General features: G+C 60.1%; 22 protein-coding genes. 10 read left to right on the top strand and 12 right to left on the bottom strand.

Features of this window, described 5'->3' with window-relative positions:
• The first annotated feature begins 15 nt into the window (after nucleotides 1–15).
• From cadR to HBN79_RS05935, 6 genes are all read left to right on the top strand, one after another.
• Entirely contained in the window at nucleotides 16–465 is a 450-nt protein-coding gene (cadR, locus tag HBN79_RS05910; protein WP_094999775.1) for a Cd(II)/Pb(II)-responsive transcriptional regulator, read from the top strand.
• 106 nt (nucleotides 466–571) lie between these two features.
• On the top strand, nucleotides 572–1612 hold the full coding sequence (locus HBN79_RS05915) for a DUF5924 family protein (protein ID WP_094999774.1): 1041 nt from the start codon (nucleotides 572–574) through the stop codon (nucleotides 1610–1612).
• Nucleotides 1613–1691: 79 nt separating this feature from the next.
• Nucleotides 1692–2822, top strand: coding sequence for an MlaE family lipid ABC transporter permease subunit (locus HBN79_RS05920; protein WP_094999773.1), 1131 nt, complete (start codon nucleotides 1692–1694; stop codon nucleotides 2820–2822).
• Between the two features lie 8 nt (nucleotides 2823–2830).
• Complete coding sequence (locus HBN79_RS05925; protein ID WP_153326752.1) at nucleotides 2831–3622, top strand: ATP-binding cassette domain-containing protein; 792 nt, start codon at nucleotides 2831–2833, stop codon at nucleotides 3620–3622.
• A 1-nt stretch (nucleotide 3623) separates the two neighbouring features.
• On the top strand, nucleotides 3624–4562 hold the full coding sequence (locus HBN79_RS05930) for an MlaD family protein (protein ID WP_094999771.1): 939 nt from the start codon (nucleotides 3624–3626) through the stop codon (nucleotides 4560–4562).
• A complete protein-coding gene (locus HBN79_RS05935; RefSeq protein WP_094999770.1) occupies nucleotides 4559–5185 on the top strand; it encodes an ABC-type transport auxiliary lipoprotein family protein in 627 nt (208 codons plus the stop codon). Before HBN79_RS05930 ends, HBN79_RS05935 begins: the two co-directional genes overlap by 4 nt.
• Nucleotides 5186–5414: 229 nt before the next feature.
• On the opposite strand, the gene HBN79_RS05940 is transcribed toward HBN79_RS05935, so the two are convergent.
• From HBN79_RS05940 to HBN79_RS05950, 3 genes are read right to left on the bottom strand one after another with little or no spacing between them, the layout of a single operon-like run.
• Nucleotides 5415–8477 carry an efflux RND transporter permease subunit gene (locus HBN79_RS05940; protein ID WP_094999769.1) on the bottom strand — a complete coding sequence of 1021 codons (3063 nt, stop codon included), beginning with the start codon at nucleotides 8475–8477 and terminating at the stop codon, nucleotides 5415–5417.
• Complete coding sequence (locus tag HBN79_RS05945) at nucleotides 8474–9541, bottom strand: efflux RND transporter periplasmic adaptor subunit (protein WP_094999768.1); 1068 nt, start codon at nucleotides 9539–9541, stop codon at nucleotides 8474–8476. The genes HBN79_RS05940 and HBN79_RS05945 overlap by 4 nt, the downstream gene beginning before the upstream one ends.
• Entirely contained in the window at nucleotides 9538–10629 is a 1092-nt protein-coding gene (locus tag HBN79_RS05950) for an efflux RND transporter periplasmic adaptor subunit (protein WP_095020494.1), read from the bottom strand. Before HBN79_RS05950 ends, HBN79_RS05945 begins: the two co-directional genes overlap by 4 nt.
• A gap of 117 nt (nucleotides 10630–10746) precedes the next feature.
• Here HBN79_RS05950 and HBN79_RS05955 point away from each other — a divergent pair, with 117 nt between their 5' ends.
• Entirely contained in the window at nucleotides 10747–11910 is a 1164-nt protein-coding gene (locus HBN79_RS05955; protein WP_169916445.1) for an AAA family ATPase, read from the top strand.
• Nucleotides 11911–11961: 51 nt separating this feature from the next.
• Here HBN79_RS05955 and HBN79_RS05960 read toward each other — a convergent pair whose 3' ends face one another.
• From HBN79_RS05960 to HBN79_RS05970, 3 genes are all read right to left on the bottom strand, one after another.
• Entirely contained in the window at nucleotides 11962–12744 is a 783-nt protein-coding gene (locus HBN79_RS05960) for a MetQ/NlpA family ABC transporter substrate-binding protein (RefSeq protein WP_095017848.1), read from the bottom strand.
• A gap of 222 nt (nucleotides 12745–12966) precedes the next feature.
• Complete coding sequence (locus HBN79_RS05965) at nucleotides 12967–13863, bottom strand: sigma 54-interacting transcriptional regulator (RefSeq protein WP_169916446.1); 897 nt, start codon at nucleotides 13861–13863, stop codon at nucleotides 12967–12969.
• A gap of 49 nt (nucleotides 13864–13912) precedes the next feature.
• Nucleotides 13913–14494, bottom strand: coding sequence for an alpha/beta hydrolase (locus HBN79_RS05970; protein ID WP_094999763.1), 582 nt, complete (start codon nucleotides 14492–14494; stop codon nucleotides 13913–13915).
• Nucleotides 14495–14615: 121 nt separating this feature from the next.
• Here HBN79_RS05970 and HBN79_RS05975 point away from each other — a divergent pair, with 121 nt between their 5' ends.
• Nucleotides 14616–15095: an Mpo1-like protein gene (locus HBN79_RS05975; RefSeq protein ID WP_094999762.1), complete on the top strand. Its 480-nt coding sequence runs from the start codon at nucleotides 14616–14618 to the stop codon at nucleotides 15093–15095.
• A 100-nt stretch (nucleotides 15096–15195) separates the two neighbouring features.
• Here the strand turns inward: HBN79_RS05975 and HBN79_RS05980 are convergent, their stop codons facing one another.
• Entirely contained in the window at nucleotides 15196–15843 is a 648-nt protein-coding gene (locus HBN79_RS05980) for an HAD family hydrolase (protein ID WP_095024863.1), read from the bottom strand.
• 22 nt (nucleotides 15844–15865) lie between these two features.
• Nucleotides 15866–16414, bottom strand: coding sequence for a gamma carbonic anhydrase family protein (locus tag HBN79_RS05985; RefSeq protein ID WP_095017850.1), 549 nt, complete (start codon nucleotides 16412–16414; stop codon nucleotides 15866–15868).
• 75 nt (nucleotides 16415–16489) lie between these two features.
• Between HBN79_RS05985 and prlC the strand changes: the two genes are divergently transcribed.
• Together prlC and HBN79_RS05995 are read left to right on the top strand one after the other, a co-directional pair.
• Complete coding sequence (gene prlC, locus HBN79_RS05990) at nucleotides 16490–18568, top strand: oligopeptidase A (protein ID WP_153326711.1); 2079 nt, start codon at nucleotides 16490–16492, stop codon at nucleotides 18566–18568.
• Complete coding sequence (locus HBN79_RS05995) at nucleotides 18565–18843, top strand: YheV family putative zinc ribbon protein (protein WP_094999759.1); 279 nt, start codon at nucleotides 18565–18567, stop codon at nucleotides 18841–18843. Before prlC ends, HBN79_RS05995 begins: the two co-directional genes overlap by 4 nt.
• 126 nt (nucleotides 18844–18969) lie before the next feature.
• On the opposite strand, the gene HBN79_RS06000 is transcribed toward HBN79_RS05995, so the two are convergent.
• From HBN79_RS06000 to HBN79_RS06015, 4 genes are all read right to left on the bottom strand, one after another.
• A complete protein-coding gene (locus HBN79_RS06000; RefSeq protein WP_094999758.1) occupies nucleotides 18970–19950 on the bottom strand; it encodes a sulfate ABC transporter ATP-binding protein in 981 nt (326 codons plus the stop codon).
• Nucleotides 19951–19953: 3 nt separating this feature from the next.
• Complete coding sequence (gene cysW, locus HBN79_RS06005) at nucleotides 19954–20826, bottom strand: sulfate ABC transporter permease subunit CysW (protein ID WP_094999757.1); 873 nt, start codon at nucleotides 20824–20826, stop codon at nucleotides 19954–19956.
• A gap of 13 nt (nucleotides 20827–20839) precedes the next feature.
• Complete coding sequence (cysT, locus tag HBN79_RS06010; protein WP_095017851.1) at nucleotides 20840–21658, bottom strand: sulfate ABC transporter permease subunit CysT; 819 nt, start codon at nucleotides 21656–21658, stop codon at nucleotides 20840–20842.
• Between the two features lie 90 nt (nucleotides 21659–21748).
• Nucleotides 21749–22762, bottom strand: a complete 1014-nt coding sequence (locus HBN79_RS06015) for a sulfate ABC transporter substrate-binding protein (RefSeq protein ID WP_095017852.1) — start codon at nucleotides 22760–22762, stop codon at nucleotides 21749–21751.
• Nucleotides 22763–22813 lie beyond the last annotated feature (51 nt).

Consider the following 22813-nt stretch of genomic DNA (forward strand, 5'->3'; position numbering starts at 1 on the left):
TTGGAGATCTGCTTGATGAAAATTGGCGAACTGGCGAAATTGACCGACTGTCAGGTCGAAACCATCCGTTATTACGAACGCGAAGGGCTGCTGCCAGAGCCTGCGCGCAGTGAAGGCAACTACCGTTTGTACACCCAGGCCCATGTTGAGCGGCTGACGTTTATCCGCAATTGCCGCAGCCTGGACATGACCCTGGAAGAAATCCGCAGCCTGCTCAACCTGCGTGACAGCCCCCAGGATCAGTGCGAAAGCGTGAATGCGTTGATCGACGAACATATTCATCACGTCAAGGCGCGGGTCGACAGTTTGCTGGCCCTGCAGGCGCAATTGCTCGACCTGCGGCAAAAGTGTGGCGAGGGGCCTGACGGGGAGCATTGCGGGATTTTGCAGCAGCTGGAAGTCAGCGGCTCGGTCAGCCCGCCGGAAGGCGAGCCCAGCCATGTGGGCAGAAGCCACGGGCATTGATTGCAGGGCGCCGATGCAGGCCGGGGCCCCTTCAATCGTGCCGGACGCGGAGCGCCTAAAACGCTATTCTGTCCAGGTTTTCCCCTTACAGAATGTGAACTGCCAAATGCCAGACTGGAACCACTACCTACAGCGCATCCTTGAGTTGATGAAGCGCTATCCAGGGCTGATCGCGGCGTTTGGCTTTTGCTCGGGGGTGGGCAGTTTCATTCTGGTGGACCGCCAGCAAGGCATGGCCCGCTGGATTGCGGTGATCCTGCTGGTGAGCTGGGTCTGGTTGATGCTGGAAAACACCTTCACCCGGCTGTTCAGCCGGGTGTTCAAGCGCGAAATACCTGAACCGCTGCTGCGCTATGCCACCCAGATGATCCACCAGGAAAGTTTTTTTTTCGTCCTGCCATTTTTCTTTATCACCACCACCTGGAACAGTGGCCAACTGGTCTTTACCGGACTTCTGGGCGTGTGCGCACTGATCGCCATCACTGACCCGTTGTATTACAAATGGCTGGCCCCCCGGCGCTGGCTGTTTCTGGCCCTGCACACCCTGGCCCTGTTCGCGGCCATGCTGACGGCGTTGCCGATCATCCTCAACCTCACCACCTCCGAGAGCTACAAACTGGCGCTGGGCACCGCCGTGCTGCTGTCAATTCCCAGCTTGGCCGTGAGCCTGCCGCTGAAAACCTGGCGTGGCTGGCTGGTATTGCCCTTGATAGTCCTGGCCCTGGGCGGCACCGGCTGGCTGCTGCGATCCTGGGTGCCACCAGCTACGCTGTGGATGACCGAAGTGGCCGTCACCACCCAGTTGCAGGACCGCACGCCGGGCGAGAGCATCAAGCACATCAGCGTCAGCGAGCTGCGCAGTCGTGGCCTGTACGCCTATACCTCGATCAATGCGCCCCGGGGTTTGAATGAGCGGATTTACCATGTGTGGCAACTCAACGGCCAGGAGGTCGACCGCATCGCCCTGGATATTCATGGCGGGCGCAAAGAGGGTTATCGCGCCTGGACCCACAAGCAGAATTTCCCGCCGGACCCGGTGGGTCGCTGGCAAGTCCGGGTGTTGACCGAGGATGGGCAACTGATCGGCGTTTTGCGCTTCAGGGTTAACCTGGATCAATCTGCGCCTGCGGTTGTTAAGGCAAACTGAAGCACTTTTGCCGGATTGTGCTATTACATAAGGTCTGCGTTCAAACGTACCGAGCTGGGAGCTTAAGACTATTACGGCCATGGCGGGCAATGCCCAACTAGACACTTCCGGTAATCCGGCGCGACTGCTGATCAGCGGCGACTGGACGCTTGCCCATTACACACGCCTCAAGCAGCAGACCGAACAACTGGTCGGCAAGTACGATGCCCAGACCGCCATCAACCTGGACGACGTGTCCAGCATCGATACGGCCGGGGCTTCGCTGCTGGTGGAGCTGCTGGGGGCAGAGCGCGTCAGCCAGTTGACCGATACCGCACAAAAACTCCCCGCCGCCGACCGCGCCTTGCTGCAAACGGTCTATTCCTCGATGCGCGATTTTTGCGTGCCGGTCGCAGCCCAGGAACAGAACGTCGGCATCCTCTTGCTCAGCCGCATCGGCAGCGCGGTCTACAAGCTGTGGCAAGACTCCCTGCAACTGCTGGGGTTTATCGGCCTGATCCTGCAGACCCTGGCGCGCAACCTGTTTCGACCCAAACAATGGCGCATCACCCCGGTGGTGGCGCATATCGAGCAGATCGGTCTTAACGCCGCGCCGATCGTGGTGTTGCTGACCTTTATGGTGGGCGCCGTAGTGGCGTTTCTCGGGGCCACGGTACTGGCCAACTTTGGTGCGGGGATTTTTACCGTTGACCTGGTGGCGTTTTCCTTCCTGCGTGAATTCGGCGTGTTGCTCACCGCCATCCTGCTCGCCGGGCGCACGGCCAGTGCCTTTACCGCACAAATCGGCTCGATGAAGGCCAACGAAGAAATTGACGCGATCCGCACCCTGGGCCTCGATCCGATGGACTTGCTGGTGTTGCCACGGGTGCTGGCGCTGTTGATTTCCCTGCCGCTGCTGACATTCATGGCCATGATGGCGGGCATCCTCGGCGGTGCCGTAGTCTGCGTGGTGTCCCTGGGTATCTCGCCGGACATGTTTATTTCGCTGCTGCACTCGGATATCGGCGTGCAGCACTTTTTGGTGGGCATGGTCAAAGCGCCGTTCTTTGCCTTCCTGATTGCCGCGGTCGGCTGCCTTGAAGGCTTTAAAGTCAGCGGCAGCGCCGAGTCGGTGGGCGCCCACACCACGTCCAGCGTGGTCCAGTCGATCTTTATCGTGATCGTCCTCGACGCCGTGGCCGCGTTGTTCTTTATGGAGATGGGCTGGTGAGTACGTCCCTGCGCAAACCCGGCGAGACCGTGATCGAGGTGCGTGACCTGTGCAACCGCTTTGGTAGCCAGACCGTGCATGAACACCTCGACCTTGATGTGTACAAAGGTGAGATTCTCGGCGTGGTCGGCGGCTCCGGCACCGGCAAATCCGTGCTGCTGCGCAGCATTGTCGGTTTGCGTCGGCCCACTGAAGGGCAGGTCCGGGTGTTTGGCCAGGACTTGATGAGCCTTGATGAACAGGCGCGCTCGATGATCGAGCGGCGCTTTGGTGTGCTGTTTCAGATGGGCGCGCTGTTTTCTTCACTGACGGTAAAAGAGAACATCGCCCTGCCCCTGATCGAGCACGCCGGCCTGAGCCGGCCTGATGCCGAGCACCTGGCGTGCGTCAAGCTGGCGCTGTCGGGATTGCCCCTGTCGGCAGCAGACAAGTACCCGTCTTCACTGTCCGGGGGCATGGTCAAGCGCGCAGCGCTGGCCCGGGCGCTGGCGCTGGACCCGGACATCCTGTTTCTGGACGAACCCACCGCTGGGCTGGATCCGATCGGCGCGGCGGCCTTTGACCAACTTATCCTGACACTGCGCGATGCGCTGGGGTTAAGCGTGTTCCTGGTCACCCACGATCTCGACACGCTGTACACCATCACTGACCGGGTGGCGGTGCTGTCGCAAAAACGGGTGCTGGTGGCGGCACCCATCACTGAGGTCGAAGACTACGACGACCCGTGGATTCATGACTATTTCCATGGCCCCCGTGGCCGCGCCGCGTACGAAGCGGCAACCCACCTCAAGGAGCAATGACATGGAAACCCGTGCCCATCATGTATTGATCGGCCTGTTCAGCGTCCTGATTGTCGTCGGGGCCATGCTGTTTGGCCTGTGGCTGGCCAAGGCGAGCATGGACAGCACGTTCAAGGATTACGAAGTGGTGTTCAACGAAGCCGTCAGCGGCCTGTCCAAAGGCAGCTCGGTGCAATACAACGGGATCAAGGTCGGCGACGTGATCGAACTGCGCCTGGACGACAAGGACCCGCGCCGGGTACTGGCGCGCATTCGTCTGGCGGCCAACACCCCGGTCAAGGTCGACACCAAGGCCAAGCTGGCGCTGACCGGCGTGACCGGGACTTCGATCATCCAGCTCAGTGGCGGTGACCCCAACAGCCCGCCCCTCAAGGGCAAGGACGGCAAGCTGCCGGAAATCGTGGCTTCGCCCTCGCCCATTGCCCGCCTGCTCACCGACGGCTCTGACGTGATGGCCAACGTCAATATGCTGCTGCATAACGCCAATGCGTTGTTCTCCGAAGACAACGTCAACCGTGTCAGCAAGACCCTGGACAACCTTGAGCAAACCACTACGGCCATTGCCGGTCAGCGCGGCGATATCAGCCAGACATTGAAACAGCTGGCCCAGGTCGGCAAACAGGCCAGCGTCACGCTTGAGCAAACCAACGTGCTGATGCGCAACGCCAACGGCCTGTTGAGCACCGAAGGCAAACAGATGTTCAACAGCGCCGAGCAGGCCATGAACTCCCTGCAGCAGAGCACGGCGACGATCAACAAACTGATCAACAACAATGAGGACTCGCTCAACAGCGGCCTGCAGGGGCTGAATCAGCTCGGCCCTGCAGTCAATGAACTGCGCGAAACCCTTGGCACATTGCGCTCGATCTCGCGGCGCCTGGAATCCAATCCAAGCGGTTACTTGCTGGGCCGCGAGCAGAACAAGGAATTCACCCCATGAAGCGCACCTATCGCCTGGCAGGTTCCATCGCCCTTGCTACTGGCCTGAGCCTGCTCAGCGCCTGCTCGATTTTGCCTAAACCCGAGATAGTCGACGTGTATCGGCTGCCGGCGGCGCAAGCACCCATGGCCGTCAGCCAGAGTACGCCAGTGAAGTGGTCATTGCGTCTGGAAAAGCCGATGACCACTGGCGCGTTGAACAGCCAGAACATCGTGGTGGTGCCTGAGGGCAACCTGATCAGTAACTACAAAGGTGCCCGCTGGAGCGATACGGCCCCGGTGCTGTTGCGCAACCGTCTGCTTGAGGCCTTCTTGCAGGATGGCAGGATCCAGGGCTTGAGCACCGATGACAGCAACTTGCAGTCCGATTACGAACTGGGGGGCGAATTGTTGGCGTTTCAGACCCACTACAACGGCAAAAGCCCGGAAGTGCTGATCCAGTACAACGCCCGCCTGGTACGCAGCAGCGATCAGCGGGTGATTGCTTCCAAACGCTTTGAGACGCGCCAGCCGCTGAGCAACCCGATGGTACCAGGCGTGGTCGCAGGTTTTGGCCAGGCCAGTGATGTGCTGATGCCACAAGTGGTGCAGTGGGTGATGCAGCAGGGGCAGGCGCAGCGTTAAAAAGCCCGAAGCAAGAGCCAAAAGCCCCTCCCCCCAACCCTCTCCCTGCGGAGAGGGTTGAAACCAGGTTCACACCTCCCTTCAATTAAAGACCGCTGTCTTGATACCGGCATTCGTAAATTCACACTAATCACCCTGCTGCAGGAGCGGGCTTGCTCGCGATGGGATCGACGCGGTGTGTCTGTCAGACCACGTCGTCCGAATCGCGAGCAAGCCCGCTCCCACTGGGTTACGCATGTTCTGGCGGCGGGTTCTTGTTCTCCTTGATCTTGTACGAAGCCACATACAGCGCTGGCAAAAACAACAGCGTGAGCAAGGTGGCCGATAGAATGCCGCCGATCATGGCGTAGGCCATCGGCCCCCAGAACACGTCCCGGGCAATCGGAATCATGCCCAGGCTGGCCGCTGCCGCGGTCAGCAGAATCGGCCGACGACGATGCTGGGTGGCTTGCATCACCGCGTGCCACGGATCGAAGCCGTCGCGTTCGTACTGGTCGATCTGGGTCACCAGGATCACCGAGTTACGCACGATGATGCCCACCAGCGCCAGAATCCCCAGGATCGCTACAAAGCCCATCGGCGTGCCGGTAGGCACCAGCGCCAGCACCACACCGATCAGCCCCAGCGGCGCGACACTGACCACCAGGAACATCTTGTGCACGCTTTGCAGCTGGATCATCAGGAAGGTTGCCATCAAGAACAGCATCAACGGCACGACTTTGGCGATCGGGCCCTGGGCCTTGGCGCTCTGCTCTACCGTACCGCCGGTTTGCACGTTGTAGCCTTCTGGCAGGTTGGCGGCGAACTTGTCGACTTCGGGCTTGAGCACCTTGACCAGATCGGTCGGTTGCATCGAGCCGCGCACCGAGGCCTTGAGGGTCAGGGTGGGGATCCGGTCACGGCTCCAGATCAGCGGCTGCTCCAGCTCGTAGCGCACCGTGGCAAAGGCCAATAGCGGGATCGAGGTGCCGCTGGGGGTGGTGATCTGCAGGTTGAGCAGGGTTTCCGGGGTACCGCGCTCGTTGCTGTTGGCCCGCCCGACGATATTGATCAGGTAAATGTTGTCCTTGACCTGGCTGACGGCGGCACCGCTGACGATGCTGTTCATCACATGGGCCACGTCTTCGGATGACAGCCCGAACTGGCGGGCCTTGTCCTGGGCAATGTCGATACGCAGCACCTTGCCGGGCTCGTTCCAGTTGAAGATGGTTTCACCGACATTGGGGTTGGCGTCGAGCACCGAGGCCAGGTCGATCGAGTACTTGCGCACCAGGTCGATATTCGGCCCGCTGACCCGATATTGCAGCGGCTGGCCCACCGGCGGCCCCAGTTCCAGGGTGTGCACGAAGCTGCCCACCCCCACAAAGTCCTCGCGCAAGCGTTTGTTGAGCCGTTCGATCAGGGCATCACGGCTTTCCAGGCCTTTGCTGACAATCACCAACTGGGCATAGAAAGGGTTTTGCAGTTGCTGATCGAGCGGCAGGTAGAAACGGATCGCGCCTTCACCGATGTACGAGCTCCAGCGCACGATATCGTCATCGCCCTTGAGCGACTCTTCAAAACGCTGGGTGACCTTGAGCGTCTCCTGGATCGAGGCGTTTTGCGGCAGGTTCAGGTCCACCAGAATCTCGGGGCGGTCAGAGGCCGGGAAAAACTGGTTCTGCACCAGGCCCATGCCGAACACCGCCAGTACAAACATCAGCACTGTCGCGCCAATGGTCGTCCAGCGATAACGCATGCACCACAGCAGCGCGGTGTCGAAGGCCTGGGCCAGGCGCCCGGGTTTCTCGGGCTTGGGTTTGACCTTGGCGCTGAGGATATGCACGCCCAGCACCGGCGCGAACAGCACGGCCACCACCCACGACACCAGCATTGCCACGGCAATCACCGCGAACAGGGTGAAGGTGTACTCCCCCGCCGAGCTGTTGTTAAGGCCGATGGGCACAAAGCCTGCCACGGTCACCAGTGTCCCGGTGAGCATCGGGAACGCCGTGGAATGATAGGCAAAGGTCGCCGCCTGCTCCTTGGTTTCCCCAAGTTCCAGCCGGGTGATCATCATCTCCACCGTGATCATCGCATCGTCCACCAGCAGGCCCAGGGCGATGATCAGCGCACCCAGCGACACGCGCTGCATGGCGATGCCGGTAAATTCCATAAACACGAACACCAGCGCCAGCACCAACGGGATCGAGATCGCCACCACCAGACCGGCGCGCAGGCCCAGGCTGATAAAACTCACCGCCAGTACAATCACCACCGCCTCAAACAGGGCGCTGGTGAAGCCGCTGACAGCTTCCTCGACCACTTGCGCCTGATCGGACACCATATGCACGCCCACACCCACCGGTAACTGCGCGGTCAGGTCGTCGATGCGCTGCTGTAGTTGCTTGCCGAACTCCTGAATGTTGCCACCATCAATCATGGCGATTGCCAGACCAATGGCCGGCTTGCCGTTGTAATGGAACATGGGGGCCGCGGGGTCGACATAGCCACGGGTGATTTCGGCAATGTCGGCCAGGCGGTAAAAACGGTCGTTGACCCGCAGATTCACGGCGGCCAGATCCTCAACGCTGTGGAACTGCCCCGAGGTGCGTACCGACATGCGCTCCGGCCCGGCCTCGATTACCCCGGCGGGAGTGACGGCGTTCTGCTCTTGCAGGCTTTCCAGAATGTGCTGTTGGTCGAGGCCCAAAGCTGCCAGTTTGCGAGTCGAGAAATCCAGGTAGAAAGTTTCGTCCTGTTCACCGATGGTCATCACCTTGCCGCGATTGGGTACATCGCGAATGCCGGTGCGCACTTGCTCTACATAGTCGCGCAGCTGACGCATGGTGAAGCCGTCGCCGGTGAAGGCGAAAATGGTGCCATAGACATCACCGAACTCATCGTCGAACCCCGGGCCTTGAATGCCCTGGGGAAAGTCGCCGCGAATGTCGCCGATCTTTTTGCGCACCTCATACCAGATATGCGGGATGGCATCGGCTTTGGTGGTGTCCTTGAGGAACACAAACACCGTCGACTCACCGGGCCGGGTGTAACTTTGCACGTAGTCGAGGGAATCCAGCTCCTCAAGCTTTTTCTCGATGCGGTCGGTGATTTGCAGGCGGGTTTCGTCGACCGTAGCACCGGGCCATTTGGACTGGATGACCATGGTTTTGATGGCGAAGGACGGGTCTTCAGCGCGCCCCAGATTGATGTATGAAAAAATCCCGGCGACCACCGCGACAAACATCAAATACCAGACAAATGACTGATGCTTCAGAGCCCACTCGGACAGGTTGAACTTCCCATTCATTGCGAGCTTTCCTTATCGAGTCTGACTTTCTGCCCGGGGGTGAGGCTGTACACACCTGCACTGACCACCCTGTCGCCGGTTTTGATACCACCCGACAACAGCACGTTGCGGGCGTCGCGACGCAGTACGCTGACGTCACGCGGGCTGACGGTTTGAGTGGCGCTGTCAATGATCCATACGCGGCTGTGGCCGTCGACTTCCTGCAGGGCAGTGAGCGGCAGCTGGAAGTGCTCGGCCGTCGGGCTGCTGACGGTCACGCTCACCGAGCTGCCAAGACGGAATGCCGCCGGCGTCTGGTCCAGTGTCAGGCGGGTGCGCCGGGTGCGGGTGGCGCTGTCGGCTTGCGGGGCGATTTCGCGGACATGGGCGCGGGTGTTGATAGTCGGGTCGAGCTGGCCGGCGACGAGGAATTCGATACCTTTGGGCAGTGCTTCGGCCAACGGACCCGGGAGGTCGATGACCGCCTCCTTGATTTCAGGGCGGGCCAGTGTGACCACTTCCTGGCCAATGCTCACCACTTGCCCGGCCTCGGCATGCCATTGGGTAATCACGGCATCATGGTCGGCGCGCAGGTTGCAGTAGCTGAGCTGGTCCTGAGCCTGATTGACCGCAGCCTGCGCCTGCTGCATCGAAGCCTGTGTGGTCTTGAGGTCGGCTTGCGCGGTGTCCAGTTGGGCCTGGGCGCCCACACCACGGTCGAACAGCTCTTGCTGACGACGGGCATTGGCCCTGGCGTTGATCAATTGTGCCTGTACCTTGGCCAGATCACCCTGGGCCGCACGCAGCTGGTTTTGCTGATCGGTGGGGTCGAGGTTGGCCAGAATGTCACCCTGTTTCACCACCGCACCCACATCGTAATAACGGCGCACGATGCGCCCCGGAACACGAAAGCCCAGGGTGCTTTCATAACGAGCTTCGATACTCCCAGCAAAGCGGCCCAGATCCTGAACCAGCTCGGGCCGGGCAATCACATACAGCGCCGGGCGAACGGGTTCCGGCGGCTGTTTCTCCGAGCAGCCCATCAGCATTGCAGCAGCCAGCGGCATCATCCATAAACGCCTCATAGCTGCACCCCTTCGGCCGGTGCGGGGACGATTTCAACTTTCATGCCCGGGTGTAACAACTGCCCCCCTGCAACCACGACTTTTTCTCCATCCTTGAGGCCTTCGCTGACAATCACGCTGCCGGTCAGGTAGCGCCCGACCTTGACCCGTTGCAGGCGTACATTGCTTTGCTCGTCGGCGATCCATACGGCGGGCTCGCTGATGTCCTTGGTCAGGGCCGACCATGGCAGTTCAATGCTGGCGCTGGGCGGCGGGGTCAGGTTGACACTGACAATCGAGCCCAGGTCCATGCCCTTGGGCAAGGCGTCGAGCTGCACCTTGATCTGCAGCGTGCCGCTTTGTGCCGCAACCGTGGGAGTGATTTCACGGATCTGGCCGTTGACCTTGATTGTCGGATCGCTCAGCAGCGTGACCTGTACCGTGGGGTCTTTGGGGGGTTCGATAAACAGCGATTCATACACGTTGAATACGGCATCCCGTGCGCCATCGCGGGCCAGGGTAAAAATCGGCATGGTGGCCTGTACCACCTGCCCGACTTCGGCCTGGCGCGCGGTGATGATGCCCGGTGCCTCGGCCTCCAGGTTGCTGTAACTCAGTTGTTCGCGGGCGTTGGCCAATTGCGCCTGGGCCGCTGCGAGGGCACTTTTGGCGCTCAGTTGGGCGGCATTGGCAGCATCGTATTCGCTTTGGCTGGTGTAGCCCTTTGGCAGCAGCTTTTGCTGACGCACAAACGCCGCGCGGGTTTGCACCACTTGCGCCTGTTGCGCGTTAACGCTGGCCTGGGCGGTCTCGACCTGGATCTTCAGGTCTTTGGGGTCGAGACGGGCCAGCACCTGATGGGCCTGGATATGGTCACCTACATCCACCTTGCGCTCGATAATCTTGCCACCCACCCGGAATGACAGCTGGGTTTCGACCCGGGCCTGAATATCACCGCTGAGCTGGATCGGTGGGGCGAACTCACGGGTACTCACCTGTTGCACATACACCCGGGGGGACAGAGGCTCTTTGGGGCCCTCCTTGCCGCACGCGGTGAGAAGCGCCAACAGGCTCAAGCCCAAAATGCCCGTGTTCAGTGGACCAGCCATGCAAGCTCCTTTGCGTGATGCCGTTTAACATGCGGATACGGTTGATAGCGTAGAACAGTGTTCAGCGTCTGTGGGACTCTATTACCGCCTATCAGTTTCACGAAATGAGGTCACCCCATGCTCACCACCCTGGCCGTGGCCAACTACCGTTCCATCAATCAGTTGGTGGTGCCCCTGGCCCGGCTGAATCTGATCACCGGCCCCAATGGCAGTGGCAAATCCAACCTTTATCGCGCCCTGCGCTTGTTGGCCGAAACCGCCCAGGGGGGTGTGGTCAATGCCCTGGCCCGTGAAGGCGGCCTGAGCTCGACGTTCTGGGCCGGGCCTGAGGTGATCTCCCGCCGCATGAAGCTGGGCGAGGTTGATGTCAACGCCAGCGTGCGCCAGGAAGCCAAGCGCCTGCGCCTTGGTTTTGCCGGAGAAGACTTCAGCTACGCCATCGCCCTGGGCTTGCCGATACCCGGACGCACGCAGTTCAACCTCGACCCGCAGATCAAGCATGAGAGCCTCTGGGCAGGGCCTTTTTACCGCCCGGCCAGCGAGCTGGTTGAACGTAAAGGCCCCATGATCCGCGCCCGTGACGGCCGCAACTGGCAGGTGTTGGCACAGCACACGCCGCTTTTCGACAGCCTGTTCGATCAGGTCGGCAGCTTGCAGGCATCCCCTGAAGTGTTGCAGTTGCGCGAGTCCATCCGTGGCTGGCGTTTTTACGATCACTTTCGCACTGACCCCGACGCGCCTGTGCGCCAACCACAACTGGGCACGCGCACGCCGGTGCTGCATCATGATGGCCGTGATCTGGCCGCTGCGTTGCAAACAATCCTTGAGGTCGGCAACCCTGAAGCCTTGCATGCCGCGATCAGCGATGCATTCCCTGGCGCACGGCTGGAAATCGAATGTGTGCCCGGCGGGCATTTTTATATCGAGTTTTATCAAGAGGGGCTGCTGCGCCCGTTGTCTGCCGCCGAGCTCTCGGACGGTACCTTGCGCTATCTGCTGCTGGTTGCGGCTTTGCTGACCCCGCGTCCGCCGAGCATGATGGTGCTCAACGAACCGGAAACCAGCTTGCACCCCGATTTGTTGCCCGCGCTGGCGCGGCTGATCATCAGTGCTTCGCAGCACTCGCAGGTGTGGGTGGTATCCCATGCCCGGCGTCTGATCGCCGCCCTGCAACAAGACCCTGAGTGCAACTGCATCGTGCTGGAAAAAAACCTTGGCCAGACAGAAGTGGTCGGCCAACGCATGCTGGACAAGCCCGCCTGGTATTGGCCCGACAAATAAAAACGCCGACGCTATAAAAGCCGTCGGCGTTTTCAGTAGCCTGGCGTGTAATCAGAACGCTGGCAGTACCGCACCTTTGTATTTTTCAGCAATAAAGGCTTTTACTTCAGGGCTGGTCAGGGCCTTGGCCAGCTTCTGGATTGCGACGCTGTCCTTGTTGTCAGGGCGGGCAACCAGGAAGTTCACGTATGGCGAATCAGCACCTTCGATGATCAGCGCGTCAGTGGCCGGGTTCAGGCCTGCTTCCAGCGCGTAGTTGGTGTTGATCATGTCCAGGTCAACCTGGTCCAGCACCCGTGGCAGCAGTGCGGACTCAAGTTCCTTGAACTTGAAGTTGTGCGGGTTCTTGGCGATGTCCTTCGGGGTCGACACAGCGTTGGTCGGGTCTTTGAGTTCGATCAGACCGGCCTTTTGCAGCAGAATCAGGGCACGGCCGCTGTTGCTGCCTTCGTTAGGGATAGCGATGGTTGCGCCGTCTTTAAGCTCGGACAGGTTTTTGACTTTCTTCGAGTAGCCACCGAAGGGTTCAACGTGAACACCGATCACGGTGGTCAGGTTGGTGCCTTTGCCTTTATTGAAGCTTTCCAGGTATGGAAGGGTCTGGAAGTAGTTGGCGTCCAGGTGTTTTTCGGCCACTTGCACGTTAGGTTGCACGTAGTCGGTGAACACTTTGATTTCCAGATCCACGCCTTCTTTGGCGAGGGTTGGTTTGATCAGCTCAAGGATTTCGGCGTGAGGCACCGGCGTAGCGGCAACCACCAGTTTTTCGCCAGCCTGTGCCAGGCCTGCAGTCAAAGCAGCCGCCAATGCGGTAAACAACAGAACCTTTTTCATGCGATACCCTTATGTGTGTGACCGTTCGTATGACGGTTTTCCTGGAAGACGAAGCGGACAATACCGAGTTTCTTTATTCCAGAACAATAATATTTATTCAGCTTCTTATGCCATTTTGTTCACTTGAGTTTTTTGGGGAGCGGGCTTGCCCGCGATAGGAACGCCGTGGTGTGACAGATACACCGCGTCGCTGCCATCGCGGGCAAGCCCGCTCCCACAGGGTCAAGGCAACAACTGCCTGATCGCCGCCAACTCCTGCGCCGTGGCGCCTTTTATAAACAGCTCGATCTGGCTCAGGGCGTCAGGCAGGTTCAAGTGCTCGGGCTGGATCTCCTCGCCCGTGCTCACCAGCAAAGCAAAATGAATCACGTTTTCCAGCTCACGGGTATTGCCCGGCCAGCTGTGGCGCTCAAGTACCCGCTGGGCTCTGTCGCTGATAAACGGCACGGGCAGGTTCAGGCGCTGGCTGTAGATGCCCAGGAAATATTCGGCCAGCGAAAGGATGTCCCCCGGCCGCTCGCGCAACGCGGGCAAGTCCAGCCGCCCTTCGCTGAGGTAGTGATACAGCCGCTCGTGGAATTTTCCGGCAGCCACCGCCTGCGCCAGATCGATACTGGTGGCCGCCACCAGCCGTACGTCCACCGGGCTCGGTTGATGGGCGCCCACACGGGTGACTTCGTGGGTTTCCAGGGCCGCCAGCAGCTTGGTCTGGATTGCCCACGGCAAGTCGCCGATTTCGTCCAGATAAAGAGTCCCGCCATTGGCCGAACCAAACCACCCGGCGCGGCTGCTGGCCGAACTGCTGTGTGCTCCAGCGGCATAGCCAAACAGCTCGGCGTCGGCGTAAGTGGGGCTGATGGCACCGCAATTGACTGACACAAACAGGCCGGTGCGGTCACTGGCGCGGTGGATATGTCGAGCCAGCAACTCTTTGCCGCTGCCGGTTTCACCACGAATCAGCACGGGCAAGGCGCGCGGCGCGAGCAGCTCCAGATCGTTGCGTAATTGGCGCGAGCGGGGGTCGACAAACACCAGCGCTTTGGCGCGAATGCTCAGCGGGCTTTTTTCCGCGTCAGGAAAGGTCAGCAGCGGCTGACCGAAGGTTTCATGCAGGCTCATGGCAGGCTCCCGCCCGCCGCCGGAGGGTGGGCGCGGGCGTTACAGGAATTCACGCGCGACGCAGGGCGCCGTGCTCGATACGGGTTTGCAGGCGGTATAAAAAGGCGAAGCCTTGCTCCCAGCGCTGGTGTCCGGATTTAACGTTGATATGCCCGGCGCCGCTGATGATGCCGATCTCGGCGCCCCATTGACGGGCAAATTCCATAGCCCGTGGCGCGCTGACAGCACCATCGTTATCCGAGCTGACGATGTGGCTTGGAAAAGGCAACGACCGGGTCGGGATCGGGGCAAAGTTGCGCAAGGCCGGCGCACAGGCCGGGCGCTCGACGTCTGCCGGGGCCACCAGCAACGCGCCGCGCACTTGGTTTAACAGGCTTTCTGGCGCACGCTCGGCCCAATGGGCTACGGTAATGCAACCCAGGCTGTGGGCGATCAGGATCACGGGGGTGCTGTCGGCAGCAATGGCTTCGGCCAGGGCGGCGATCCAGTCTTCGCGGCGGGGCGTCAGCCAGTCGGCCTGCTCCACCCGGGCACTGTTCGGCAAGCTGTTTTGCCAGTGGGTTTGCCAATGATCGTCGGACGAACCTTGCCAGCCCGGCACTATCAAATAGCGAATCGAATCGTTGCCCATGGGTGTGCGCCTCCAGCGGTATGTGTGTTACCGAGTCAGTATAGGGACGGTTTTTAGATTCGCTAAGGAATAAGAAGCTATTTGTTTATAACTAAAAATAAAAACTTGAGGGTTCTGCACCATGAAAAGCCTGGTCGACCATTTGAGCCAATATGCTGCCTATCACCGCGACCCGCACAATATCGCCACGCATTTCGTGGGCATCCCGCTGATCGTGATTGCCGTTGCAACGCTGCTGTCGCGCCCGCAATGGATGGGTATTTCACCGGCAGTGCTGGTGATGCTGGCCAGTGCCGTGTTTTACCTGCGCCTTGAGTTGCGCCTGGGGTTGTTGATGACGCTGCTGCTGGCTTTGACGGTGTGGCTGGGGCACGCGCTGGCGGGGTTGGGCACCGCTGCCTGGCTGGGCTGGGGCATTGGACTGTTTGTGGTGGGCTGGGTGTTCCAGTTTGTCGGGCACTATTACGAGGGGCGCAAGCCGGCGTTTATCGATGACGTCACCGGGCTGATCGTGGGACCGCTGTTCGTGGTGGTGGAACTGGGGTTTTTGCTGGGCTGGCGCGAGGATTTGCGTCGAGAGATGGCGCTGCGCGCCGGTTAGCGCATTGTGGGAGCGGGCTTGCTCGCGATTGGGCCACCGCAGGGTGAAAGAGTCACCGCGTCGTGGCCATCGCGGGCAAGCCCGCTCCCACAAGGGCAGGTCAGTGTTTGAACGCCTGATGCAACTGCGCCAGGGTTTCGAAGTGGTACTTGGGTGCAAACGAGTTCAGCTCTTCAAAGCTGCCAAAGCCATAGCCCACCGCCGCTGCGTCCATGCCGTTGTCGCGGGCACCGATCAGGTCGTGCTTGCGATCACCGATCATCAGGGTTTGCGCCGGGTCCAGTCCTTGTTCGTTGACCAGATGGGCAATCAGCTCAACCTTGTTGGTGCGGGTACCGTCCAGCTCGCTACCGTAGATCACCTTGAAGTGCCTGGCGAAATCAAAGTGGCGGGCAATTTCGCGGGCATAGATATGCGGCTTTGAGGTAGCGATAAACAGTTGGCGGCCCTGTGCAACCAGCTCTTCCAGCAAGGGAGTGACACCCTCGAACACTTCATTTTCGTACAGCCCGGTCACGGCAAAACGCTCGCGGTAAAAGCCCATCGCCTCCCACGCCTTCGCCTCGTCGAAGCCATAACTGGCCATGAACTGTTGCAGCAGCGGCGGGCCGATAAAGTGCTCGAGTTTGCTCAGGTCTGGCTCATCAATGCCCAGTTTGCTCAAACCGAACTGGATCGAGCGGGTGATCCCTTCCCGTGGGTCGGTCAGGGTGCCATCGAGGTCGAACAATACGTTCTGGTAATGCATGCAGGGCTCCAAAAAGGGGGGCTTAAACGGGCTGGGCGTAGCCTTCGGCCAAGTGCTGGTCCTTGAGCTTGACGTAATTGCCGGCACTGTAGGTAAAGAAGGCCTTTTCTTTTTCGGTCAATTCGCGCACTTGCTTCACCGGGCTGCCCACATACAGAAAGCCGCTGGCCAGGCGTTTGCCCGGTGGCACCAGACTGCCCGCGCCGACGATCACGTCGTCTTCAATCACGGCGCCGTCCATCACGATGCTACCCATGCCGATCAGGATGCGGCTGCCCACGTTACAGCCGTGCAACATGACTTTGTGGGCGATGGTCACGTCATCACCGATCAGCAGCGGGAAGCCTTCAGGGTTGAAGGGCCCGGCGTGGGTGATGTGGAGTACGCAACCGTCCTGCACGCTGGTGCGCGCACCGATGCGGATGCGGTGCATATCGCCGCGAATCACGGTCAGTGGCCAGATGGAACTGTCGGCGCCGATTTCGACGTCACCGATCACCACCGCCGAGCGATCGACAAAGGCACGCTCGCCCAAGGTCGGTGTGTGCTGCTGGAATGGACGAATGGACACAAATAGCTTCCTTCTTTAGCCGTAATAGGGCGTTGCAATGCTGCGGTCAGCGTCGATTGTAATTAAGATGAGCCAATGTTTCTTCCAGCCAAGGTGCCAAACGTGAGCGAGAACAACCCTCTATTGCAGCCCTATGACCTGCCGCCGTTCTCGGCGATCCGTCCTGAGCACGTACAGCCGGCCATCGAGCAGATCCTCGCCGACAACCGTGCCGGCATTCAAGCCATCCTCAAGGATCAGGGCCAGAACCCGACATGGGCAGGCCTGGTATTGGCGATGGATGAGTTGAACGACCGGCTGGGCGCGGCCTGGAGCCCGGTCAGCCACCTTAACGCGGTGTGCAACAGCGCAGAGCTGCGTGAAGCCTATGAGGCCTGCCTGCCGGCATTGAGCGCTTACTCCACCGAGATGGGCCAGAACCGCGAACTGTTCCAGGCCTTTGAAGCCCTGGCCCACAGCCCGCAAGTCGGCGACTTCGACCAGGCCCAGAAAACCATTCTTGAGCATTCGCTGCGCGACTTCCGCCTGTCGGGTATCGACCTGCCGGAGGCCGAGCAAAAGCGTTACGCCGAGGTACAAAGCAAGCTTTCCGAGTTGGGCAGCAAGTTCTCCAACCAGTTGCTGGACGCCACCCAGGCCTGGACCAAGCACATCACCGACGAAACAGCACTGGCGGGCCTGACCGACTCGGCCAAGGCGCAAATGGCGGCTGCCGCACAGGCCAAGGGCCTGGACGGCTGGCTGATCAGCCTCGAGTTCCCCAGCTACTTCCCGGTGATGACCTACGCCGAAGACCGCGCCCTGCGCGAAGAAGTCTACGCGGCTTACTGCACCCGCGCCTCGGACCAGGGCCCGAATGCCGGCAAGTTCGACAACGGCCCGGTAATGGAAGAAATTCTCGACCTGCGTCAGGAGCTGGCCAAGCTGCTGGGTTTTGCCAGCTTCGCCGAGCTGAGCCTGGCCACCAAAATGGCCGAGACACCGGATCAGGTGCTGACCTTCCTGCGTGACCTGGCCAAGCGCAGCAAGCCGTTCGCTGCCCGCGACCTTGAGCAACTGCAAGCCTACGCCAGCGAGCAAGGCACCCCTGAGCTGAAAAGCTGGGACACCGGCTTCTTTGGCGAAAAACTGCGTGAGCAGCGCTACAGCGTGTCGCAAGAAGCCCTGCGCGCCTACTTCCCGATCGACAAGGTACTGGGCGGGCTGTTCGCCATTGTCCAGCGCCTGTACGGCATCGAAATTGCCGAAATCAAAGGTTTCGATACCTGGCACCCGGATGTTCGCCTGTTCGAAATCAAGGAAAACGGCCAGCACGTCGGGCGCTTCTTCTTCGACCTCTATGCCCGCGCCAACAAGCGTGGCGGTGCCTGGATGGACGGTGCTCGCGACCGTCGCCGCACCGCAGCCGGCAAGCTGCAAAGCCCGGTGGCCAACCTGGTGTGCAACTTCACTCCAGCCGTTGCGGGCAAGCCTGCACTGCTGACCCACGACGAAGTGACCACCCTGTTCCACGAATTCGGCCACGGCTTGCACCATATGCTGACCGAGATCGAACACGCGGGTGTGTCGGGCATCAACGGCGTAGCCTGGGATGCGGTCGAACTGCCGAGCCAGTTCATGGAGAACTGGTGCTGGGAACCTGAAGGCCTGGCGCTGATTTCCAGCCACTACGAAACCGGCGAAGCACTGCCAAAAGACCTGCTGGATAAAATGCTCGCAGCCAAGAACTTCCAGTCCGGGCTGATGATGATTCGTCAGCTGGAGTTCTCGTTGTTTGACTTCGAACTGCACGCCACCCACGGTGACGGTCGCAGCGTTGCGCAGGTGCTTGACGGCATCCGCGACGAAGTTTCGGTGATGCGTCCGCCTGCCTACAATCGCTTCCCGAACAGCTTTGCGCATATTTTCGCCGGCGGTTACGCCGCGGGTTACTACAGCTACAAGTGGGCAGAAGTGCTGTCGGCCGATGCGTTCTCGCGTTTTGAAGAAGAAGGCGTGTTCAACCCGCACACCGGCAAAGCGTTCCGCCAGGCGATCCTGGCCCGTGGCGGCTCGAAGGCCCCGATGGAGCTGTTCAAGGACTTCCGTGGCCGTGAGCCGTCGATTGACGCCCTGTTGCGTCACAGCGGCCTGACCGAGGACTCGGCAGCATGAGTGATGCACCGGTGAACGTGAGCAAAAAACGCTTTATCGCCGGGGCTGTCTGCCCGGCGTGCAGCGAACCTGACAAGTTGATGATGTGGAACGAAGACGAAGTGCCGCACCGCGAATGCGTGGCCTGCGGTTATTCGGATACGTTGAATGAACAGGGTTTGTCGGTGCCCAAGGAGTTGGGTACGCGGGTCAATACGTCAGCGCTGAAAAAAGCACCGGATCCCAAGGTGCAGGCGGTGCAGTTTTTTCCTAATCCGAAACTGAAAAAGCCCTGAAGATCAACAGCCCCTCACCCTCTCCCGGAGGGAGAGGGGACTGAAGTCAAAAGCAGATTCACGCAACGCCATAGATCAAGCCCCCTCTCCCTCCGGGAGAGGGTTGGGGTGATGGCGCTCGTGCTTTTAAGCCTTCTGCCACACCTTGGGCTTGAAGAACAACGTCTCGCCGCGCGCCAGATCGGTCAGGCTGTCATGGTCCTTGACCACTTCCACTTCGATCAACTCGCTCTGCCCTTCAACCTTCAATGTCACCCGGGTGGTTGCACCCAATGGGCGAATGTCACGCACCTCTGCAGCATGATGGTCTTCGATCTCGTGACGCGACAGTGACACTTCATGCGGACGGAACAGCACATGCTGGTCCTCACCGATATGCAGGCGGTTGGAGTCACCCAGGAAGTGATACACAAAGTCGCTGGCCGGGTTTTCATAAACTTCGCCCGGTGAGCCGATCTGCTCGATTACACCCTTGTTCATCACCACGATACGGTCGGCGACTTCCATCGCTTCTTCCTGGTCATGGGTCACGAACACGGAGGTCAGGTTGATATCTTCGTGCAGGCGCGCCAGCCAGCGGCGCAGTTCTTTGCGCACCTTGGCGTCCAACGCACCAAACGGTTCGTCCAGCAGCAGTACCTTGGGTTCTACCGCCAGGGCACGGGCCAGGGCGATACGCTGACGCTGACCGCCTGACAGCTGCTCAGGGTAGCGATCCGACAGCCAGTCCAGCTGCACCATGTTCAGCAACTCGTGGACTTTTTCAGCGATGCGGGTTTCGCTCGGGCGTTCCTTTTTCGGCTTCATGCGCAGGCCGAAAGCCACGTTATCGAACACCGTCATATGGCGGAACAAGGCGTAATGCTGGAACACAAAACCGACGTTGCGATCACGCACATCGTGCCCAGAGACGTCTTCACCGTGGAACACGATGTTGCCTTCGTCCGGGGTTTCGAGGCCGGCGATAATGCGCAGCAAAGTGGTCTTGCCGCAGCCCGACGGGCCGAGCAGGGCCACCAGCTCACCGCTATGAATGTCCAGATTGATGCTGTTCAGGGCCTTGAAGGCATTGAAGTTCTTGCTGACGTTACGGACTTCGATCGACATGGTTTATTCCTCCGCGGCGCTGGCGCGCAGGCGGTTAATACGGGATTCGCTCCACTGCTTGAGCAGCAGGATGAAGAGCGCCAGGATCAGCAACAGGGTGGCCACGGCGAAGGCGGCAACGTGGTTGTATTCGTTGTAGAGAATCTCGACGTGCAGCGGCAGGGTGTTGGTCACCCCGCGAATGTGCCCGGAAACCACCGACACCGCACCGAACTCACCCATCGCCCGCGCAGTACACAGCACCACGCCGTAGATCAGGCCCCATTTGATATTGGGTACGGTCACGTGCCAGAACATTTGCCAGCCGTTGGCGCCCAGCAGGCGTGCGGCCTCCTCTTCCTGAGTGCCCTGCTCCTGCATCAGCGGGATCAGTTCCCGGGCCACAAAGGGCACGGTCACGAAGATGGTGGCCAGCACGATACCCGGCAAGGCGAATACGATCTGGATGTCGTGGTCCTGCAACCACGGACCGAGAAAGCCCTGCGCGCCAAACATCAGCACGTAGACCAGACCGGCGATCACCGGTGAGACCGAAAACGGCAGGTCGATCAGGGTGACCAGGATGCTCTTGCCGCGAAAGCTGTACTTGCTCACGCACCAGGCCGCGCTGACGCCGAAGACCACGTTCAGTGGCACCGAAATCACCACGGCGATAATGGTCAGCTTGAGGGCCGACAGGGCGTCGGGTTCGAGGATGGCGTCGAAAAAAGTACCGACCCCCATTTTCAAACCCTGGGACACCACGATCAGCAGCGGCAGCAGCAGGAACAGGGTAAAAAACAACCAGCCGAAGCCGATCAGCAGGCGCCGCGACAGCGGGCTGCCACGGCGGGCGGCATTGGCCACGGATGAAGCGCTCTGTGTTGAGCTGGACATGGTCAGGCCTCCTTCACGGTTTTTCGATGCGACGCTGAATCAAATTGATGATCAGCAGCAAAATGAAGGAAACCACCAGCATCATCACGCCAATGGCCGTGGCGCCGGTGTAGTCGTACTGGTCCAGCTTGACCATGATCAGCAGCGGCAGGATTTCGGTTTTGAACGGCATGTTACCCGCGATAAAAATCACCGAGCCGTACTCGCCCACACCGCGGGCAAAGGCCAGGGCAAAACCGGTCAACCAGGCGGGCAGCAAGGCTGGCACCAGGATGTAGCGGAACACTTGCAGGGGCTTGGCGCCCAGGCAGGCAGCGGCTTCTTCGATTTCACGGGGGATATCGGCCAGCACTGGCTGCACGGTGCGCACCACAAACGGCAGCGTGACGAACGTCAGTGCCAGGGTGATGCCCATCGGGGTGTAGGCAATCTTGAAACCCAGGTCGTTGGCGAACTGGCCGATCCAGCCGTTGGGGGCGTACAGGGCTGTCAGGGCGATACCGGCCACGGCAGTCGGCAGGGCAAACGGCAGGTCGATCATGGCATCGATGACCTTGCGTCCGGGGAAGGTATAGCGCACCAGCACCCAGGCCAGCACGGTGCCGATCACGCCGTTGATAATGGCGGCGACAAAGGCGGTGCCAAAGCTCAGTTGCAGGGCGGCCAGCACCCGGGGGGCAGTGATAATGGCCCAGAACTGGTCCCAGGTCAGTTGGGCGGCATGCACGAACATCGCAGCCAGCGGGATCAGCACAATCAGACTGAGGTACACCAAGGTGTAGCCCAGTGTCAGCCCGAAGCCGGGTATGACGGGGGAGATACGACGAGACATAAGAGTCCTTGGTTAACGCACGAAGCCCGCAACTCGGTCGCGGGCTCTATGTTCTAGCTTTCAGCGAGGCCAAAGGCCCCACCCCACAGGTTACTGCGCCTGGTAGATCTGGTCGAACACACCACCGTCATTGAAAAATTTCGGCTGCGCAGTTTTCCAGCCACCGAAGTCTTTGTCGATAGTCACAAGCTCCAGTTTCGGAAACTGCTGTGCGTACTTGGCAGCGATTGCTGCGTCACGCGGGCGGTAGAAATTTTTTGCAGCAATTTCCTGGCCGGCCGGGCTGTACAGGTGTTCGAGGTAGGCTTTGGCGATTTCGGCATTGCCCTTTTTATCGGCGTTTTTGTCGACTACAGCCACTGGCGGCTCAGCCAGGATCGACAGGGAAGGTACGACGATGTCGAATTTATCGGTACCGCCATCCTCCTTGAGTGCCAGGAATGCTTCGTTTTCCCAGGCCAGCAACACATCACCCTGACCGTTGTTGACGAAGGTGATGGTCGAACCCCGGGCGCCGGTGTCCAGTACGGGCACATGCTTGAACAGAGTCTTTACATATTCTTTGGCTTTTTCTTCGTTGCCGCCGTTGGCTTTCAGGCCGTAAGCGTAGGCTGCAAGGAAGTTCCAGCGCGCGCCGCCGCTGGTTTTAGGGTTCGGGGTAATGACCGATACGCCGTCCTTGGTCAGGTCGCCCCAGTCCTTGATGCCTTTAGGGTTGCCCTTGCGCACCAGGAACACGATGGTCGAGGTGTACGGGGTGCTGGCGTCCGGCAGGCGGGTTTGCCAGTTTTCCGGCAGCGAGCCCTTGTTCAGCCTGGCGATTTCGTCGATGTCACCGGCCAGGGCCAGGGTTACCACGTCAGCGCGCAGGCCGTCGACCACGCCGCGGGCCTGTTTGCCCGAGCCGCCGTGGGATTGCTGGATTTTGACGTTGTCACCCGGGTGGCTGGCTTTCCAGAACTGGGTGAACTCAGTGTTGTAATCCTGGTACAGCTCGCGGGTTGGATCGTAGGAAACGTTCAACAACTCGTAATCTTTGGCTACAGCGGAGCCAGCAAAAATGGCACTGGCCAGCGCGGCCAAAGCGTAACGGCGTAGGGACATAGGTGAGGCTCCAAAGCATTTTTTAATTTTTATTGAGCGCACTCAGGTGAA

The sequence above is a fragment of the Pseudomonas sp. WS 5051 genome, assembly GCF_012985715.1.
Taxonomy (GTDB): Bacteria; Pseudomonadota; Gammaproteobacteria; order Pseudomonadales; family Pseudomonadaceae; genus Aquipseudomonas; species Aquipseudomonas bubulae.

Bases quoted from the DNA above. Each gene is read 5' to 3' on its own strand.
- HBN79_RS05920 (WP_094999773.1), top strand. From the start codon at position 1,692: ATGGCGGGCAATGCCCAACTAGACACTTCCGGTAATCCGGCGCGACTG.
- HBN79_RS05995 (WP_094999759.1), top strand. From the start codon at position 18,565: ATGAGTGATGCACCGGTGAACGTGAGCAAAAAACGCTTTATCGCCGGG.
- prlC (WP_153326711.1), top strand. From the start codon at position 16,490: ATGTTTCTTCCAGCCAAGGTGCCAAACGTGAGCGAGAACAACCCTCTA.
- HBN79_RS05930 (WP_094999771.1), top strand. From the start codon at position 3,624: ATGGAAACCCGTGCCCATCATGTATTGATCGGCCTGTTCAGCGTCCTG.
- HBN79_RS05955 (WP_169916445.1), top strand. From the start codon at position 10,747: ATGCTCACCACCCTGGCCGTGGCCAACTACCGTTCCATCAATCAGTTG.
- HBN79_RS05915 (WP_094999774.1), top strand. From the start codon at position 572: ATGCCAGACTGGAACCACTACCTACAGCGCATCCTTGAGTTGATGAAG.
- HBN79_RS05945 (WP_094999768.1), bottom strand. From the start codon at position 9,541: ATGAGGCGTTTATGGATGATGCCGCTGGCTGCTGCAATGCTGATGGGC.
- HBN79_RS06000 (WP_094999758.1), bottom strand. From the start codon at position 19,950: ATGTCGATCGAAGTCCGTAACGTCAGCAAGAACTTCAATGCCTTCAAG.
- HBN79_RS05980 (WP_095024863.1), bottom strand. From the start codon at position 15,843: ATGCATTACCAGAACGTATTGTTCGACCTCGATGGCACCCTGACCGAC.
- HBN79_RS05965 (WP_169916446.1), bottom strand. From the start codon at position 13,863: ATGAGCCTGCATGAAACCTTCGGTCAGCCGCTGCTGACCTTTCCTGAC.
- HBN79_RS05935 (WP_094999770.1), top strand. From the start codon at position 4,559: ATGAAGCGCACCTATCGCCTGGCAGGTTCCATCGCCCTTGCTACTGGC.
- HBN79_RS05975 (WP_094999762.1), top strand. From the start codon at position 14,616: ATGAAAAGCCTGGTCGACCATTTGAGCCAATATGCTGCCTATCACCGC.
- HBN79_RS05960 (WP_095017848.1), bottom strand. From the start codon at position 12,744: ATGAAAAAGGTTCTGTTGTTTACCGCATTGGCGGCTGCTTTGACTGCA.
- cadR (WP_094999775.1), top strand. From the start codon at position 16: ATGAAAATTGGCGAACTGGCGAAATTGACCGACTGTCAGGTCGAAACC.
- HBN79_RS05950 (WP_095020494.1), bottom strand. From the start codon at position 10,629: ATGGCTGGTCCACTGAACACGGGCATTTTGGGCTTGAGCCTGTTGGCG.
- cysW (WP_094999757.1), bottom strand. From the start codon at position 20,826: ATGTCCAGCTCAACACAGAGCGCTTCATCCGTGGCCAATGCCGCCCGC.
- HBN79_RS05940 (WP_094999769.1), bottom strand. From the start codon at position 8,477: ATGAATGGGAAGTTCAACCTGTCCGAGTGGGCTCTGAAGCATCAGTCA.
- HBN79_RS05970 (WP_094999763.1), bottom strand. From the start codon at position 14,494: ATGGGCAACGATTCGATTCGCTATTTGATAGTGCCGGGCTGGCAAGGT.
- cysT (WP_095017851.1), bottom strand. From the start codon at position 21,658: ATGTCTCGTCGTATCTCCCCCGTCATACCCGGCTTCGGGCTGACACTG.
- HBN79_RS06015 (WP_095017852.1), bottom strand. From the start codon at position 22,762: ATGTCCCTACGCCGTTACGCTTTGGCCGCGCTGGCCAGTGCCATTTTT.